The sequence below is a fragment of the Streptomyces sp. NPDC005775 genome (genome assembly GCF_042871565.1).
In the GTDB taxonomy this organism is placed as follows: Bacteria; Actinomycetota; Actinomycetes; order Streptomycetales; family Streptomycetaceae; genus Streptomyces.
In genome coordinates this window covers 164,253-179,497 of the sequence record NZ_JBIAIU010000012.1, presented here as the reverse complement: position 1 = coordinate 179,497, position 15,245 = coordinate 164,253, and the positions used below count along the sequence as shown (strand labels likewise).

15 protein-coding genes are annotated in these 15,245 nt (G+C 71.5%); 5 read left to right on the top strand and 10 right to left on the bottom strand.

All coding sequences use genetic code 11. The annotated features are described in order from the left end of the window. Positions 1-91 precede the first annotated feature (91 nt). Entirely contained in the window at positions 92-733 is a 642-nt protein-coding gene (locus tag ACFYPA_RS26725; RefSeq protein WP_359082343.1) for a helix-turn-helix domain-containing protein, read from the top strand. Positions 734-1,074: 341 nt separating this feature from the next. Next, complete coding sequence (locus tag ACFYPA_RS26720; protein WP_359082344.1) at positions 1,075-1,863, top strand: S16 family serine protease; 789 nt, start codon at positions 1,075-1,077, stop codon at positions 1,861-1,863. On the opposite strand, the gene ACFYPA_RS26715 is transcribed toward ACFYPA_RS26720, so the two are convergent. The 8 genes from ACFYPA_RS26715 to ACFYPA_RS26680 form a co-directional block, all read right to left on the bottom strand. Next, positions 1,793-3,142, bottom strand: a complete 1,350-nt coding sequence (locus ACFYPA_RS26715) for an MFS transporter (RefSeq protein ID WP_389134560.1) — start codon at positions 3,140-3,142, stop codon at positions 1,793-1,795. The two genes, ACFYPA_RS26720 and ACFYPA_RS26715, sit on opposite strands and share 71 nt — an antisense overlap. 2 nt (positions 3,143-3,144) lie before the next feature. Beyond that, the gene (locus tag ACFYPA_RS26710; protein WP_359316827.1) at positions 3,145-3,348 is read right to left on the bottom strand and encodes a hypothetical protein; all 204 of its coding nucleotides are present in this window, start codon (positions 3,346-3,348) and stop codon (positions 3,145-3,147) included. A gap of 15 nt (positions 3,349-3,363) precedes the next feature. Next, the gene (locus tag ACFYPA_RS26705; protein WP_359082347.1) at positions 3,364-3,972 is read right to left on the bottom strand and encodes a helix-turn-helix domain-containing protein; all 609 of its coding nucleotides are present in this window, start codon (positions 3,970-3,972) and stop codon (positions 3,364-3,366) included. Between the two features lie 90 nt (positions 3,973-4,062). Beyond that, positions 4,063-5,040, bottom strand: a complete 978-nt coding sequence (locus ACFYPA_RS26700; RefSeq protein ID WP_359082348.1) for a glycine betaine ABC transporter substrate-binding protein — start codon at positions 5,038-5,040, stop codon at positions 4,063-4,065. Continuing rightward, positions 5,037-5,921, bottom strand: coding sequence for an ABC transporter permease (locus ACFYPA_RS26695; RefSeq protein WP_359082349.1), 885 nt, complete (start codon positions 5,919-5,921; stop codon positions 5,037-5,039). Before ACFYPA_RS26695 ends, ACFYPA_RS26700 begins: the two co-directional genes overlap by 4 nt. After that, positions 5,918-7,180, bottom strand: coding sequence for a betaine/proline/choline family ABC transporter ATP-binding protein (locus ACFYPA_RS26690; protein WP_359082350.1), 1,263 nt, complete (start codon positions 7,178-7,180; stop codon positions 5,918-5,920). The genes ACFYPA_RS26695 and ACFYPA_RS26690 overlap by 4 nt, the downstream gene beginning before the upstream one ends. After that, on the bottom strand, positions 7,173-7,820 hold the full coding sequence (locus tag ACFYPA_RS26685) for an ABC transporter permease (protein ID WP_359082351.1): 648 nt from the start codon (positions 7,818-7,820) through the stop codon (positions 7,173-7,175). The genes ACFYPA_RS26690 and ACFYPA_RS26685 overlap by 8 nt, the downstream gene beginning before the upstream one ends. Before the next feature lie 15 nt (positions 7,821-7,835). After that, complete coding sequence (locus tag ACFYPA_RS26680) at positions 7,836-8,309, bottom strand: Lrp/AsnC family transcriptional regulator (protein ID WP_359082352.1); 474 nt, start codon at positions 8,307-8,309, stop codon at positions 7,836-7,838. 133 nt (positions 8,310-8,442) lie between these two features. On the opposite strand from ACFYPA_RS26680, the gene hppD reads away from it, so the two are divergent. Further along, positions 8,443-9,588: a 4-hydroxyphenylpyruvate dioxygenase gene (hppD, locus tag ACFYPA_RS26675; protein WP_359082353.1), complete on the top strand. Its 1,146-nt coding sequence runs from the start codon at positions 8,443-8,445 to the stop codon at positions 9,586-9,588. A gap of 87 nt (positions 9,589-9,675) precedes the next feature. Here the strand turns inward: hppD and ACFYPA_RS26670 are convergent, their stop codons facing one another. Further along, positions 9,676-11,394 carry a tetratricopeptide repeat protein gene (locus ACFYPA_RS26670; protein WP_389134553.1) on the bottom strand — a complete coding sequence of 573 codons (1,719 nt, stop codon included), beginning with the start codon at positions 11,392-11,394 and terminating at the stop codon, positions 9,676-9,678. A gap of 97 nt (positions 11,395-11,491) precedes the next feature. Here ACFYPA_RS26670 and ACFYPA_RS26665 point away from each other — a divergent pair, with 97 nt between their 5' ends. After that, positions 11,492-12,859 (top strand): FAD-linked oxidase C-terminal domain-containing protein, encoded by a 1,368-nt coding sequence (locus ACFYPA_RS26665; RefSeq protein WP_359082355.1) that lies wholly within the window; start codon positions 11,492-11,494, stop codon positions 12,857-12,859. Between the two features lie 19 nt (positions 12,860-12,878). Here the strand turns inward: ACFYPA_RS26665 and ACFYPA_RS26660 are convergent, their stop codons facing one another. Continuing rightward, positions 12,879-13,355, bottom strand: coding sequence for an SsgA family sporulation/cell division regulator (locus tag ACFYPA_RS26660; protein WP_359082356.1), 477 nt, complete (start codon positions 13,353-13,355; stop codon positions 12,879-12,881). Positions 13,356-13,600: 245 nt separating this feature from the next. On the opposite strand from ACFYPA_RS26660, the gene ACFYPA_RS26655 reads away from it, so the two are divergent. Further along, positions 13,601-15,175, top strand: a complete 1,575-nt coding sequence (locus tag ACFYPA_RS26655; protein ID WP_359082357.1) for an RDD family protein — start codon at positions 13,601-13,603, stop codon at positions 15,173-15,175. Positions 15,176-15,245: the final 70 nt, after the last annotated feature.

Here is a 15,245-nt window from a genome sequence, read left to right as displayed (position 1 = left end):
GCCGGCGGCCTCTCCGTGCGTCGCCGCTGGGACCGGTGGCGCACAACCCGTGGGAACAGCCGCCGCCGCTCACCAAAGAGGAGAGGGCGTCGTGACCGCGGAGACCTCCCAGACGCTCGACCGAGGACTGCGTGTCCTCAAGCTGCTCGCCGACACCGACCACGGCCTGACGGTCACCGAGTTGTCCAACAAACTCGGCGTCAACCGCACCGTGGTCTACCGTCTGCTCGCCACCCTGGAACAACACACCCTGATACGCCGCGACCTGGGCGGCCGGGCGCGCGTCGGGCTGGGCGTGCTGCGCCTGGGCCGCCAGGTCCACCCGCTCGTCCGGGAGGCCGCGCTGCCCGCGCTGCGTTCGCTGGCCGAGGACATCGGGGCCACCGCCCACCTCACGCTGGTCGACGGCACGGACGCGCTCGCCGTCGCGGTCGTCGAACCGACCTGGACGGACTACCACGTGGCCTACCGGGCCGGCTTCCGCCACCCCCTCGACCGGGGCGCCGCGGGCCGGGCGATCCTCGCCGCGCGGGCGAAGCCGGTGGGTGAGACGGCCTTCACACTCACCCACGGAGAGCTCGAAGCGGGGGCCAGCGGGGCGGCGGCCGCGCTGATGGGGGTGACGGGGGTCGAGGGCAGCGTCGGTGTGGTGATGCTCGCGGACGCGGTTCCGGAACGGGTGGGGCCACGCGTGGTGGACGCGGCCCGCGAGGTCGCGGACGCGCTTCGCTAGCGCGGGGCGCCTGAGGGTTGCCCGGCCCCGGGCTCGGGGTTCCGTCCTCAAGCGCCGGACGGGCTCCGGTTGGTGGGTGGGGGTTCGGGGTCCCTCCGGGGCGTCTCCTCGAACGACGAACGTTCGGCGGGTACGCGATGGACCCGGGTATCTGTTCGTCGTCCTGCGGGGACTCCCCTGCACGCCCCCGAACCCGCCCGCCGTGAGTCTGCGGACCAGCCTGATGACCGTCGCAGACGCAGGAGGGACCACCCCACCGCCACCCACCGGACAAGCGCGCCGCCCCGCGGAGCACCGGTGGCGCCGGGCCCCGCGCGCGCGGGGCCCGTTAGATTGGGCGGGTGTCCACACGTCGCTCCCGCCCCCGCACCCTCGCCCTGTGCGCCCTTCCCGTCCTCGCGCTCTTCGGCGTAGCCGCCTTCGCGCCGCTGCCGTTCACGCTGGCCCAGCCGGGGACGACGGCGAACGTGCTCGGCGACGACCACGGCACCCCGGTGATCAGCATCGAGGGCACGCCCACCCGGCCCACCAAGGGCCGGCTGCTGATGACGACGATCGTGGCCACCGGGCCCAGCGCCGACGTCGGGGTCGGTGACGTGATCGACAGCTGGTTCCGTACGGACCGGGCGGTCATGCCGCGCGACTCCGTCTACCCGTCCGGCGGCTCCGAGAAGGAGATCGAGAAGCACAACCTCGACGACATGACGAAGTCGCAGGACTCCGCGGTCGACGCCGCCCTGAACTACCTCGGCAGGAAGCCCGGCTCGGTCGACGTGACCCTGCACCTGGCCGACGTGGGCGGCCCCAGCGCCGGCCTCTTCTTCGCGCTCGGCATCGTCGACAAGCTCGACGGCGACGGGTCCGGCGGCGACCTCACCGGCGGCCGCACCGTCGCCGGTACGGGCACCATCGTGGCGGACGGCGACGTCGGCGCGGTCGGCGGCGTATCGCTCAAGACGCAGGCGGCCCGGCGGGACGGGGCGACCGTCTTCCTCGTGCCGAAGGCCGAGTGCAAGGAGGCGAAGTCCGAGCTGCCGAAGGGCCTCCGGCTGATCCCGGTCACGACCCTGAAGGGTGCGGTGGACTCGCTGCGGGCGCTGGACCACGGCGGGAAGGTCCCGAGCTGCTGACGGGGTCCGCCGCACGGTCGTCGGGGTCCCCGGGGAGCGGGTCGTCCATCGCCCGCCAGGCCGGGAACACCAACGGGCTCAGCGTCGCGATCAGGTAGACCGCGCCCATCGCCAGCAGCGCCCCCGAGGCGCCCGCGCTCTCCACCAGCAGGCCCGCCGCCAGACCGCCCACCGGCATGGCCAGCTCGCACCCGGCGGTCACCGCCCCGGAGACCCGGCTGCGCAACGCGTCGGGCACGCTCCCGTAGATCACGGTCGTCAGGATCGGGTTCAGGACCCCGCCCGCGATCCCGCTCAGCACCATCGTGACGGCGAGGGGCAGCGTCGTACCGGTCAGCGCGGCGACCAGGAAGCGCGGCGCCCCGCACAGCACCACGCACACCGTGAACACGGTCCGCCGCGAGTAGCGGTGCCCCACCGCGCCGTACAGCAGCGCCCCGGTCAGTCCGCCCGCCCCGAACAGCGCGGTGAGGAGCCCGAGATCGCGCGCCCCGCCCAGTTCGGCGGAGGCGTGGACCGGGAGAAGGACGGCGTTCCAGCCCTGGTCGGTGCCGTTCATGAACAGGACCATCACGACGACGCCCAGCAGCAGCCGGTTGCCGAACAAGTAGGCGTATCCCTCGCGCAGTTCACGCCGGTAGGCACGCAGCGAGACCGGTGCCGCGGCCTTCAGCGGCTCGGCCGCACGCACGCCCCGCACCCCCGCCGCGATCAACGCGGCCGAGGCCAGGAACGTCGCCGCGTCCAGCAGTAGCACGGTCTCCGCGCCGACCAGCGAGATCAGCACGCCGGCCAGCGCTGCCCCGACCATCCGGGCCCCGCGCGACACCGCGTCGAAGAGGCTGGCGGCGCGGGCGAGCGTGGTGCCGGCGTGCTCGGCCAGGTCCGGCACGAGGACGTAGCGCGCGGTGTTGCCCGGGGTGTGGGCGAGCCCGTTGAGTGCCATCAGGGCGCAGAGCATCCAGAAGGCGAGGGCATCGGCGAAGTACAGCAACGGGACGGCGGCGACGGCGAGTCCGCACACCGTGTCGGAGGCGATGGAGACCCGTCGCCGGCCGATCCGGTCGATGACGGGCCCGCCGATCAGTGCGGAGACGACGATCGGCAGGGTCGCGCAGAAGGCGACGAGTCCGGCCCGGCCTGCGCTCCCGGTGGTTTCGAGGACGAACCACGGCACACCGATCAGGGTGAGTGAAGTACCGGCTGTGGAGATGGAGTTGGCGGCAAGGACGGCGGTCAGTGGCAGCCGTCCGGACGTGTTGTTCTTCCCCCCGCTCACGACTACGCCATGCGCGGTGCGCGCGGCGGCACGGCGGTCCGGTCGGGTATGACGCGCAGGCCCAGTTCGACCATGGTCCAGCCCAGTCGGGTCCGCAGGCCCTTGCGCGGTGCGGCGCACCGGTGTGCGAGGTGGAACTCGGCGGACTGCGAGCGCAGTTCGGCGGAACGGACGTGGTGGAGCTGAAGGTGCGTCTCGGGATGCATGGCGTGGTGGTCCCTTCAGTCGGTGGGGCGCGGGAAGACGTGCAGATGGGTGCGGACGACGGCGGAGCCCTCGGTGTCCTCGGGGACGCGTCCGCGGTAGCTGTTGACCAGTGCGTGGACCTTGTCGGCCAGTTCCCTGGAGAGCTCGGGGGTGAGCCGTACCTTGAAGTCGCTGAGGTCCGAGGCGGCGTACCACTCCTGCGGCCACTCGTGCATCGTGCCGAGCCAGGTGTTCAGTTCCTGCGTGTGCGCCGTCGCGACCTCGTGGAGTACGACGCCCATGGCGCCGCGGATCTCGGGGTCGGGGTCGCGCATGAAGTCGTCGTCGAAGGCGGTGCCGGCGTGCAGGGCCCGCCACCAGCGCTCACGTCCTTTGCCGAGCGCCGGGTCGTCCTCGACGAAGCCGTACGCGGCCAACTGCCGCAGGTGGTAGCTGGTGGCGCCGCTCGACTCGCCGAGCCGGTCGGCGAGGCCCGACGCGGTGGCGGGTCCGAACTCGCGCAGCGAGCCGAGCAGGCGCATGCGCAGTGGGTGGGCGAGCCCCCGCAGGGAGCGGGCGTCGATGGTGCGGACCTTCGGATCCGGTGCGGTGGCGGTGCTGTCGTCGGCGTCCTTCTTTGGCATGCCCCAACCATAGAGTTACAAAGACAGCTTTGCAACAGGTCTTTGCAACATCTTCTTTGTAAGTCGCGCCGGCCGGCCGGGCGGCGCTCCTCACCCCTCCTTGATGAACCCCTCCTCGATCAGCCACTCCTTCGCCACCTCGTGCGGGTCCTCCCCGTCGACGTCCACCTTGGCGTTCAGCACCTGCGCGACCTCGGTGTTGAGCCGTGCGCTGAGCGGGTTCAACAGGTCGGCGATCACCGGGTACTTCTCGAACGTCGCGGTGTGGACGACGGGCGCCGCGTTGTAGTTGGGGAAGAAGTGCTTGTTGTCCGCCAGTACGTCCAGGTTCATCGCCTTGATGCGCCCGTCCGTGGTGAACACCTCGCCCAGCAGGCAGGAGTCGGACTTCGACACCTGGGTGTACACGATGCCCGCGTCCATCTTCTTGATGTTGGCGGCCGGGATCGACATCCCGTAGGTCTTCTCCATGCCGGGCAGTCCGTCGTCGCGCGAGGCGAACTCGTTCTCCACGCAGATCGTCACCGCCGATGGGTTCTCCTTCGACAGGGCGGCGACGTCGGAGAGCGTCTTCAGGTGGTACTTGGCGTTGTTCTTCCTGCTGATGGCGAGCGCGTAGGTGTTGTTGAGGGTGGACGGCCGCAGCCACGTCACCCCGTTCTTCAGGTCCGCGTCGCGCACCGCCTTCCACTGCTCCAGAGGGTCGGGGATCGGCTTCGCGTGGCCGAGGTAGGTGATCCAGGCGGTGCCGGTGTACTCGTACTCCGCGTCGGCGTCGCCCTGGATGACCGCCTCGCGCGCGCTGATCGAACTGGGCAGGTTCGTCCGGTCCAGGACCTCCGCCCCCGCGGCCTTGAAGATCAGACCGATCATCTGCCCCAGGATGATGCTCTCGCTGAAGTTCTTCGAGGTGACGGTCATCGAGGCGCCGTCCAGCGGCTGCCCCTGCCCGACCGACCCCGGCACCACGTCGTCCACCAGCGGGGAACCGCTCTTCAGACCGCACCCCGCCAGCACCAGCGCCAGACCGGCCGCGCCCGCCAACGCCGTACGCACGCTCCTCCTCATCGCTCCACCTCCAGTCCACGCGGCGTCAGTGCCAACTCGACCAGGGAGGCCAGCCAGTCCACCAGCAGCGCCAGCACCACCGTCAGCACCGAACCGAGGACCAGCACCGGCATGCGCTGGGTCTGGATACCCGACGTGATCAGGTCGCCGAGCCCGCCACCGCCGCCGAACGTCGCCAGGGTCGCCGTGCCCACGTTCAGCACCAGCGCCGTCCGCACGCCGGCCAGGATCAGCGGGACGGCGAGCGGGAGTTCGACCTTTCTGAGCGTCCCCATCGCCGACATGCCGATGCCTCGCGAGGCCTCCACCAGCGTCGGTTCGATCGCCTTGAGCCCGGCCACCGTGTTGGACAGCACCGGCAGCACCGCGTAGATCACCATGCCGGTGATCGCCGTGGACGGGCCGATGCCCAGCCAGATCACCAGCAGCGCCAGCAGGCCGATCGCCGGGGTCGCCTGCCCGATGTTGGCGATCGCGGTGACGAGCGGTGCGGCCTTGCTCAGACCGCGCCGGGTCAGCGCGATACCGAGCGGAATGGCGATGATCAGCACCCAGAACGTCGAGATGGCCGTCAGCCTGACGTGCTGCCACCACCGCAGCTGGACCGTGTCACCGGCCAGGGAGTTCTCCGCGATGGAGTCGAGGTCGACGTTCGTGATCCACACGTACGTGAGGACGAGCACCACCGCGAGCGCCGCGGGAACGATCACCAGCTTGCGCCAGGTGAGGCGGCGCGGCGGTCCGGCCGGTGGCGGGGCCGGTTCCTCCTCCTCGTCGTGGAAGGCGTGGCCCTTGACGTCGTGTTCGCCCGGCGGACGGTCCCGGCCGGGCGCGGGGGACCGGTCGGACGAACCGCGACCGGACATGGAGGAGGGAGTCATGCGCCCGCACCGCCCTCCAGCTCCTGGGCGGTCTGATGTGTGCGCAGGTGCTCCAGGTCGTGCTGGTGCTCGATGGCGGTGAGCCGGTCGGCCTCCAGGAGCTCGTGCACGGAGTTCATCAGGGTCTGCATGTCGACGACGCCGATGAACTCACCGCGCCGCCCCGTCACCGCCACCCGCCCGCCGCTGTCGGTCAGCACCGCCTCCAGCGCGTCGTGCAGCGTCGCGTCCCTGGTCACCGTGTCGTGCACCAGCTGCCCGGCCCGCGCCAGTGAACCGCGGGCCCGCATGAGGTCGCCGCGCCGCAGCCATTTGTACGGGCGGTTCCTGCGGTCCAGCATCAGCAGCTCGTTGTGGCCCCCGTCGCGCAGCTTGTTGAAGATCGACTGGAGCGGGTCGTCCACCGTCACCGTCGGGAAGTCGGCGATCTCCACCTCGCGCACCCGGGTGAGGTTGAGCCGCTTCAGCGCCGCGCCTGCCCCGACGAATCCGGAGACGAAGTCGTCCGTCGGATTGGTGAGGATGGCCTCCGGGGTGTCGAACTGCGCGATGTGCGAGTGCTCGCGCAGCACGGCGATCCGGTCGCCCAGCTTGATGGCCTCGTCGAAGTCGTGCGTGACGAAGACGATCGTCTTGTGGAGCTCGTGCTGGAGCCGGATCAGCTCGTCCTGGAGGTGGTCGCGGGTGATCGGGTCCACCGCGCCGAACGGCTCGTCCATCAGCAGCACCGGCGGATCGGCGGCCAGCGCCCGCGCCACGCCCACGCGTTGCTGCTGGCCGCCGGACAGGGCACGCGGATAGCGGCCGTGGAACTCGCGCGGGTCGAGACCGACGAGATCGAGCATCTCCTCGACCCGGTCCTTCACCTTCGACTTCGACCAGCCCACCATCTTCGGTACGAGGGCGATGTTCTCGGCGACCGTCATGTGCGGGAAGAGCCCGGACGACTGGATCGCGTAACCGATCTTGCGGCGCAGCTTCACCGCGTCGATGTCGGTGACGTCCTCGTCGCCGATCCTGATCCGCCCGGAGGACGGCTCGATCAGCCGGTTGATCATCTTCAGGGTGGTCGACTTCCCGCAGCCGGACGGGCCCACGAAGATGACGGTCTCGCCGGCCTTGATGTCCATCGACACGTTGTCCACGGCCGGGGCGGGAGTGCCCGGGTAGATCTTGCTCAGCTCCTCCAGCTGGATGGTGGCGCCGGAGGTGGCGTTGGCGGCCGGTTCCGGTCCGGCCGGTGCCGTGGTCTCAGACACGGATCCCCCTCGGGATGGTGAGCCGCCCCAGCAGGACGTAGGCGGCGTCGAAGAGCAGGGCGAGGATGACGATGCCGAGCGTCCCCGCGAGCACGGAATTGATCGCGTTGGCGCTGCCCAGCGAGGCGATGCCGCGGAAGATCTCGTTGCCGAGACCGGGCCCGGAGGCGTACGCCGCGATGGCGGCGATCCCCATCAGCATCTGGGTGGAGACCCGGATGCCGGTGAGGATCGGTGGCCAGGCGAGCGGCAGTTCCACCTTGCAGAGCCGGGCGGTCCGCGACATCCCGATGCCCTTCGCCGCGTCCACGAGCGAGGGGTCCACGCCGCGCAGGCCGACGATGGCGTTACGGACGATGGGCAGCAGCCCGTACAGCGTCAGGGTGATCACCGTCGGCGCCACCCCGAGCCCGACCAGCGGGATCAGCAGACCGATCGCGGCGAGGGACGGGATGGTCAGGACGGTCGCCGTCGAGGTGATCGCCACCGAGGACCCCCAGCCGCTGCGATAGCTGACCACCCCGATCAGGACGCCGAGCACGGTGGCGATGACCATGCACTGGAAGACGGCGCTGGCGTGCTGGAACGCGTCGGTGAGCAACTGCTGGTGCCGGTTCCCGAGGTACTCCCAGAAGCTCACACGTCACTCCTCGGCTCAGTCGGTGTCCTGTGCTGCCTGCTCGACGAGCGGGATGATGCGCAGGGGTACGGGGTTCTCCATGACGATGGCCGTGGAGGCCCGGACAATGCCATCAAATCCGACAACCCGGTCGATCACCCGCTGGAGATCGGCGTTGGAGCGGGCCACGAGCCGGCAGAACATGTCGCCGTGCCCGGTGGTGGTGTGCAGCTCCAGCACCTCCGGTACGCCGCCCAAGTGCGCCCGTACGTCGGTGCCTTGACCCTGCTTGATCTCAAGCGTCGCGAACGCCGTCACCGGATAGCCGAGCGCCGCCGGGTCGACGTCGGGGCCGAAGCCGCGGATGACGCCATTCGACTGAAGGCGGTCCAGGCGCGCCTGCACCGTCCCTCGCGCCACACCGAGCCGGCGCGACGCCTCCAGGACCCCGATCCGCGGCTCGCGCGCCAGCAGGACGATGAGTCGCCCGTCCAGGTGATCGATTGCCACGGCCGGCCTCCGGGTGTCGGTGTGATGGTCATCATGTACAGATAGCCCGCCCATCATGGCGAGGTGCTGGACAGATTGACCAGTGGATTCGCGAACTGTTGCGCACCTTGCGAAGCGGCGGGAACCTTCGGACATGACTGAGACGATGCACAGCACCCCCGAGACAGCGCGGCAGGCCGATCCCTTCCCGGTCAAGGGAATGGACGCCGTCGTCTTCGCCGTCGGCAACGCCAAGCAGGCCGCGCACTACTACTCGACGGCCTTCGGCATGAAGCTGGTCGCCTACTCCGGACCGGAGAACGGCAGCCGCGAGACCGCCAGTTACGTTCTGACCAACGGCTCCGCCCGCTTCGTCCTCACCTCCGTCATCCGGGCGACCACGGACCACGGCCGCTTCCTCGCCGAGCACGTGGCCGAGCACGGCGACGGCGTCGTCGACCTGGCCATCGAGGTCCCCGACGCCCGCGCCGCGTACGCCTACGCCGTCGAGCACGGCGCCCTCGGTCTGACCGAGCCGCACGAGGTGAAGGACGAGCACGGCACCGTCGTCCTGGCCGCCATCGCCACGTACGGCAAGACCCGCCACACGCTCGTCGAGCGCACCGGCTACGAAGGCCCCTACCTCCCCGGCTTCGCCGCCGCCGCCCCGATCGTCGAGCCCCCGGCCAAGCGCACCTTCCAGGCCATCGACCACTGTGTCGGCAACGTCGAACTCGGCCGTATGAACGAGTGGGTCGGCTTCTACAACAAGGTCATGGGCTTCACGAACATGAAGGAGTTCGTGGGCGACGACATCGCCACCGAGTACTCCGCGCTGATGTCCAAGGTCGTCGCCGACGGCACGCTCAAGGTCAAGTTCCCGATCAACGAGCCCGCCGTCGCCAAGAAGAAGTCCCAGATCGACGAGTACCTGGAGTTCTACGGCGGCGCAGGCGTCCAGCACATCGCGCTCGCCACCAACGACATCGTCGCCTCCGTACGCGCGATGCGCGCCGCCGGTGTCCAGTTCCTCGACACCCCGGACTCCTACTACGACACCCTCGGCGAGTGGGCGGGCGAGACCCGGGTGCCCGTGGAGACCCTGCGCGAGCTGAAGATCCTCGTCGACCGCGACGAGGACGGCTACCTGCTGCAGATCTTCACCAAGCCGGTCCAGGACCGGCCGACCGTCTTCTTCGAGATGATCGAGCGCCACGGCTCGATGGGCTTCGGCAAGGGCAACTTCAAGGCCCTCTTCGAGGCGATCGAGCGCGAGCAGGAGCGCCGCGGCAACCTCTGACCGCCTGATCTCCCGAGTGACGGGGGCACAACAGGACGGGCGGGCCGGATGCTTCCGGGCCCGCCCGTCCTGTCGTGCGGAAGGGCGTCAGCGCCCCGCCGGTGACTGCGGGGCGGACGGCTTGACCGGCGTGGCGGCGGAGCCCTTCGGCGGGCCCGGGTCGGCCTTGTTCCCCGGCGGTCCGGCCGCGGGCGCCGGTGCCTCACCGGGAGCCTGCGCGGCCTGTCCGCCGGGTCTCGCCGGCTCCACCGGAGCGGCCGCCGGTGACGGCTCCCGGGACGGCTCAGGGGCCGGCGGCGCGGCCGGCCGCATGTCCTGCGGGCCGCCCGCCGGGGGCAGCCCCAGCGTGTCCAGCGCCTCTTCGGCCCGAGGCGCGTCCAGCGGCGAGAACCCGGGGTTGGTGCGCAGCGCCTCCTCCAGATGGCGGCGCGCCGGACCGAAGTCGTCCAACGCCCGCTGGACCATGCCCAGGTGGTACGCGTACGACGCGTTCCGACCGCCCGAGTCGACCGCCCGCTCCGCGTACTCCAGCGCCGCGTCCGGATCGCCCGAGCGGTGCAGCGCCCAGCCCAGCGCATCGGCCACCTCCGCGCTGTGGTGGCCCCGGTCCCACTCCGCCCGCAGCAGCTCCACCGCCGCGGCCGCGTCGCCGTGGGCGGCCTCGAAGCGGCCCAGGAGCAGGGACTCGTCCACGCCCCGCGCCTCGCTGCCGGCCAGGGCCTTGCGCAACTTCGTGTACTGGTCGGCCGAGTCGCCGTCCAGGCCGAGCGACTCGTACAGCTCACCCAGCTCCAGCAGATAGGCCGGGCGCGGCGACTTCTTCAGAGCGGCCTGGTAGTCGCGCTGGGCCTCGTCGGTGCGGCCGAGGGCCGCCAGCGCACGGGCCCGGCCGGCCAGCGACGGGTGATGGGCGGGATCGGTGCGCAGCGCGGCCCCGTACTGGGCCACCGCCTCCTTCGGCTCACCCCGCTCCCAGGCGAGCTCGCCCAGCCTGGACAGGCACGACGCCTTCTCCGCAGGCGTCTTCGCCCGGTTCGCGGCGTCCTGTGCGGTGGCCAGCGCGTCCTCGCGCCAGCCCCGGTCCCGGTACATCTGCGCCGTCAGCCCGAGCGACGGCACGCCGGCCCGCAGCTCGGCGTACTTCTCCACCGCCGTCGTCGCCGACTTGTAGTCACCGAGGCCGTTGTACGCGTCGACCAGTTCCGGGTACACGGTCCACTGCCCGGGCTGCCGGGACCGTACCGTCTCGCCCCACTTCTTCGCCGTCACGTAGTCGTGCCGGGCGTTGGCGAGCGCGGCGAGGCCCACCCAGGCCGCCGCGTTCCCGCGCTCACCCGGCTGCACGTTCAAGGACCGTTTCAACGCCTGCTCGGCGCGGGTGTAGTAGGCCGCGTCCGAGGCCCGCCGCCCCCACTCCACGTACGCCGACCCGAGCACCGCCCACGACCGCGCGTCCGACGGATGCGTCCCCACCCACTCCTGCCGGTCCCCCATGAGCGCCGTCAGATCGGAGAGCGAGGCGGGGGAGCCCGCGGCCGTCGCGCTCATCGCCCGCGAGACCGGGCCCGGCAGGGGCGGCGTCGCGTCCTGGTCGTCGTCGGGCACCGCGACCACCGCGCCCGTCACCAGCACCGCCCCCGCCACCACACCGAACGCGGCCCTGCGCAGCGTCGTGCGCAGCGAGGCGGGCGGCGGTTCGGCCAGGGACGCGGGATCGGGCGGTGACGCGTAGGGGGCGGCCGGGGTAGTGCCGGGCTCAGGGTCCGGGCCGGGGGCCATCGGGGTCTGCCGTGACGTGTCGTCCATGCCGATCACTGTGCGTCAGTATGAAGAACACACCGCGCCTTGCGAACGCTGCCGCATACGGGTTCACACCAATGGGCCCGGGTGTCAGTCTTGGATCATGGACGATCTTCTCGAACTTCTGCGCGCGGGTCTGCCGGCCGAGGCCCTGATCACCGATCCGGACGTCACCGCCTCCTACGCCAACGACATGGCGAGCTTCTGCGAAGCGGGCACCCCCGCCGTCGTCACGCTCCCCCGCACCGTCGAGCAGGTCCAGCACATCATGCGCACCGCCACCGCGCTGCGCGTCCCGGTCGTCCCCCAGGGCGCCCGCACCGGCCTGTCGGGCGCGGCCAACGCCTCGGACGGCTGCATCGTGCTCTCCCTGGTCAAGATGGACCGCATCCTGGAGATCAGCCCCGTCGACCGCATCGCCGTGGTCGAACCGGGCGTCATCAACGCCGTCCTGTCCCGGGCGGTCAACGAGCACGGGCTGTACTACCCGCCGGACCCCTCCAGCTGGGAGATGTGCACCATCGGCGGCAACATCGGCACCGCGTCCGGCGGCCTGTGCTGCGTGAAGTACGGCGTCACCGCCGAATACGTCCTGGGCCTCGACGTCGTCCTCGCCGACGGCCGCCTGCTCACCACCGGCCGCCGCACCGCCAAGGGCGTCGCCGGATACGACCTCACCCGGCTCTTCGTCGGCTCCGAGGGCAGCCTCGGCATCGTCGTCGGGGCCGTGCTCGCGCTCAAGCCGCAGCCGCCCCAGCAACTCGTCCTGGCGGCCGAGTTCCCCAGCGCGGCGAGCGCCTGCGACGCCATCTGCCGCATCATGGAGCGCGGACACACACCGTCACTCCTCGAACTGATGGACCGTACAACAGTCCGCGCGGTCAACAAGATGGCGAACATGGGCCTCCCCGACTCCACCGAGGCGCTCCTGCTCGCCGCCTTCGACACCCCGGACCCCTCCGCCGACCTCGCCGCCGTCGCCGAGCTCTGCACCGCCGCCGGAGCCACCGAAGTCGTCCCGGCCGAGGACGCCGCCGAGTCCGAAATGCTCCTCCAGGCCCGGCGGATGTCGCTCACCGCGCTGGAGACCGTCAAGTCGGCGACCATGATCGACGACGTGTGCGTACCGCGCTCGCGACTCGGCGCGATGCTCGAAGGCACGGCAGCCGTCGCCGAGAAGTACGACCTCACCATCGGCGTCTGCGCGCACGCGGGCGACGGCAACACCCACCCCGTCGTCTGCTTCGACCACACCGACGCCGACGAGTCCCGGCGGGCCCGGGAGTCCTTCGACGAGATCATGGCGCTCGGCCTCGAACTGGGCGGCACGATCACCGGCGAACACGGCGTGGGCGTGCTCAAGAAGGAGTGGCTTGCCCGCGAACTCGGCGAAGTGAGCGTGGAACTGCACCGGGGCATCAAGCAGGCCTTCGATCCCCTGGGACTCCTCAACCCGGGCAAGGTCTTCTGACGCCCCGGCCCCGCCGCCCTCAACCCTCCCCGTCCTGCGACTCGTCCGACGGCCACGGGTCACTCATCCACAGGTCGTCGGCCGGCAGCGGCGCGAGCAGCTCGGCCAGGGCCTCGTCGATGCCGAGCCGCTCGGACTCCGTACCCGGCGCGACGATCCGCAGTGTCCGCTCCACCCACGTGGCGATCGCCGTGGACGGCACCTCCAGCAGGGCGTTGCCGTCCGGTGAGGTCAGCGCCACGCAGATGACGCTGCGCCCCTCGACCTTCGTCGGCCAGATCCGCACGTCCCCGTGCCCGCAGGGCCGGAACACCCCCTCGACCAGCAGATCGCGGGCGAACGTCCAGTGCACGGGGGTGTCGGAGCCGATGTGGAAGGTGATGTGCACGGCGTAGGGGTCCTCGGTGCGATACGTCAGCCGGGCGGGCACGGGGATGCTGCGCTCGGGCGACAGGACGAGCTTGAGCTCCAGCTCTCGTTCCACGACGGTGTTCATGAGGTGCGTCCTTTCGAAGCCTGTGGGCCGGTCGCACGACCGCCCGCACAGGGAGAGAGGGCCCTCCCCGCCATCCATTACGCGACTTCGCAAAAAATATTTCGGGGTGACCGGAAAGTGGTCCAAACACCGGGACCGGCCCGGTGACAGGCAGGTGTCTGATAGATGTGGACCCTTGTATGAGGACCGGTCGTTCCCCCATCGCCGGCCGGTCCCAGGCCTCGAAGAGATACGGGACCACGGTGATGAGCGCCCCAACCCCGGCACCCGGTGACGACCGACCCCGCGAGGGGTACTACCCCGACCCGTCCATTCCCGGATACGTCCGGTACTGGAACGGCGCTTCCTGGGTGCCCGGCACCAGCCGGCCCGCCCCACAGCAGGGCGAATCCATGCCCGCCGCGCCCGCCGAGGAGGAGGCGGCCGCGCCGCAGGACCCCGCGCCCGCACCCGCCCCGGTGGACGAGACCGGCCCGGTCTTCTTCGACGAGGAGCCCTACGAGGGGAACCGCCCCGAACCCGCCACCGCCTGGCAGGCCGACGCCTCCCGGCAGACCGGCTTCGGCGGCGAGCGCGACCGGCGGGTCTCCTGGGGCGGACAGCCCGAACCGCAGGCCGGGACGGCTGCCCCCGATCCGCGGACGCCCGCCGCCGGTTCGCCCGACGTCCGGGCCGCCGCCGACCCCGCTCCGGCGGACCGGGCCCCGGCCGACCCCCGCCGCCCCGCCCCGGCGGACCCCACCGGTGGCGCGCTGCCGGGCATGCGCGACGGCGGCGGGCAGGTGCCCGAGAGCACCGTCGCCATCCGGGTCGACCGCTCCCGCCGCCCCGGCCCCGGGAGCGGCGACACACCGCGCCCACCCGCCGAGGGCACCGTCACGATGCGCGCCGCGGGCCCCGCCGGCAGGACACCCGGCCCGCGCGACGCACAGCAGCAACAACAGCAGCAACAGCAGCCCTCCGGCGACGGCACGATGACGATCCGTGCGATCGGCCCCGGCACCGCACCGGTCACGCCCGCCGCCCCGCAGCCGCCCACGCCCGCCGCACACACCTCCACGCCCGCCGCGCAGTCCGGCGCCCCCTCCCCGGCTCCCGCGGCGCTCAACAGCCCGCTCACGCCCGGCCCCGGTGGCGGATCGGCCTCCTGGGCGCAGCAGGTCCACCAGCTGGCCCGGCCCGAACAGAACGCCCAGCCGCAGCAGCAGGCGCCCGCGCAGCAGCAACGGCCCGCCTTCCCGCAGCAGTCCCAGCAGGCGCCGCACCCCGACCAGCCCGTGGTGCCGTGGAAGCCCCCGGTCGACGACCACTTCCAGCAGCTCGCGGCGGCCCGGACGGCTGCCCGCCCGGCGGCCCTCGGCAAGCGGTTCGCCGCCCGGCTCATCGACACGGTGGTGCTCGGCGCACTCGTCGGCGCCGTCGCCGTACCGCTGGCGTCCCGGGCAGCGGACCACGTCAACGAGAAGATCGACGCTGCCAAGCTGTCCGGCGAGACGGTCACGGTCTGGCTGCTGGACTCCACCACGGCCTCCCTGGCCGGCGCGGTCCTCGGCACCTTCCTGGTGCTGGGCGTCCTACTGGAGGCACTGCCGACCGCGAAGTGGGGCCGTACGCTCGGCAAGAAGCTCTGCGGCCTCGACGTACGCGACATCGAGTCCCACGACGCGCCCGGCTTCGGCGCCGCCCTGCGCCGCTGGCTGGTCTACGGGGTGCTGGGCCTGTTGGTCATCGGCGTGGTCAACGTGCTCTGGTGCCTGGTCGACCGGCCGTGGCGCCAGTGCTGGCACGACAAGGCGGCACGCACCTTCGTCGCGGGCTGAGGAGGGACGGGTGAGCGGCCGGGTGGTCGACCCGCTCGGCTGACGGCCCTTCGGGTGAGGGCCGTCGGGT

Coding starts and splice junctions, on each gene's coding strand:
- ACFYPA_RS26695 (WP_359082349.1), bottom strand. CDS start 5,921: ATGACTCCCTCCTCCATGTCCGGTCGCGGTTCGTCCGACCGGTCCCCC.
- ACFYPA_RS26710 (WP_359316827.1), bottom strand. CDS start 3,348: ATGCATCCCGAGACGCACCTTCAGCTCCACCACGTCCGTTCCGCCGAA.
- ACFYPA_RS26665 (WP_359082355.1), top strand. CDS start 11,492: ATGGACGATCTTCTCGAACTTCTGCGCGCGGGTCTGCCGGCCGAGGCC.
- ACFYPA_RS26660 (WP_359082356.1), bottom strand. CDS start 13,355: ATGAACACCGTCGTGGAACGAGAGCTGGAGCTCAAGCTCGTCCTGTCG.
- ACFYPA_RS26670 (WP_389134553.1), bottom strand. CDS start 11,394: ATGGACGACACGTCACGGCAGACCCCGATGGCCCCCGGCCCGGACCCT.
- ACFYPA_RS26655 (WP_359082357.1), top strand. CDS start 13,601: ATGAGCGCCCCAACCCCGGCACCCGGTGACGACCGACCCCGCGAGGGG.
- hppD (WP_359082353.1), top strand. CDS start 8,443: ATGACTGAGACGATGCACAGCACCCCCGAGACAGCGCGGCAGGCCGAT.
- ACFYPA_RS26700 (WP_359082348.1), bottom strand. CDS start 5,040: ATGAGGAGGAGCGTGCGTACGGCGTTGGCGGGCGCGGCCGGTCTGGCG.
- ACFYPA_RS26705 (WP_359082347.1), bottom strand. CDS start 3,972: ATGCCAAAGAAGGACGCCGACGACAGCACCGCCACCGCACCGGATCCG.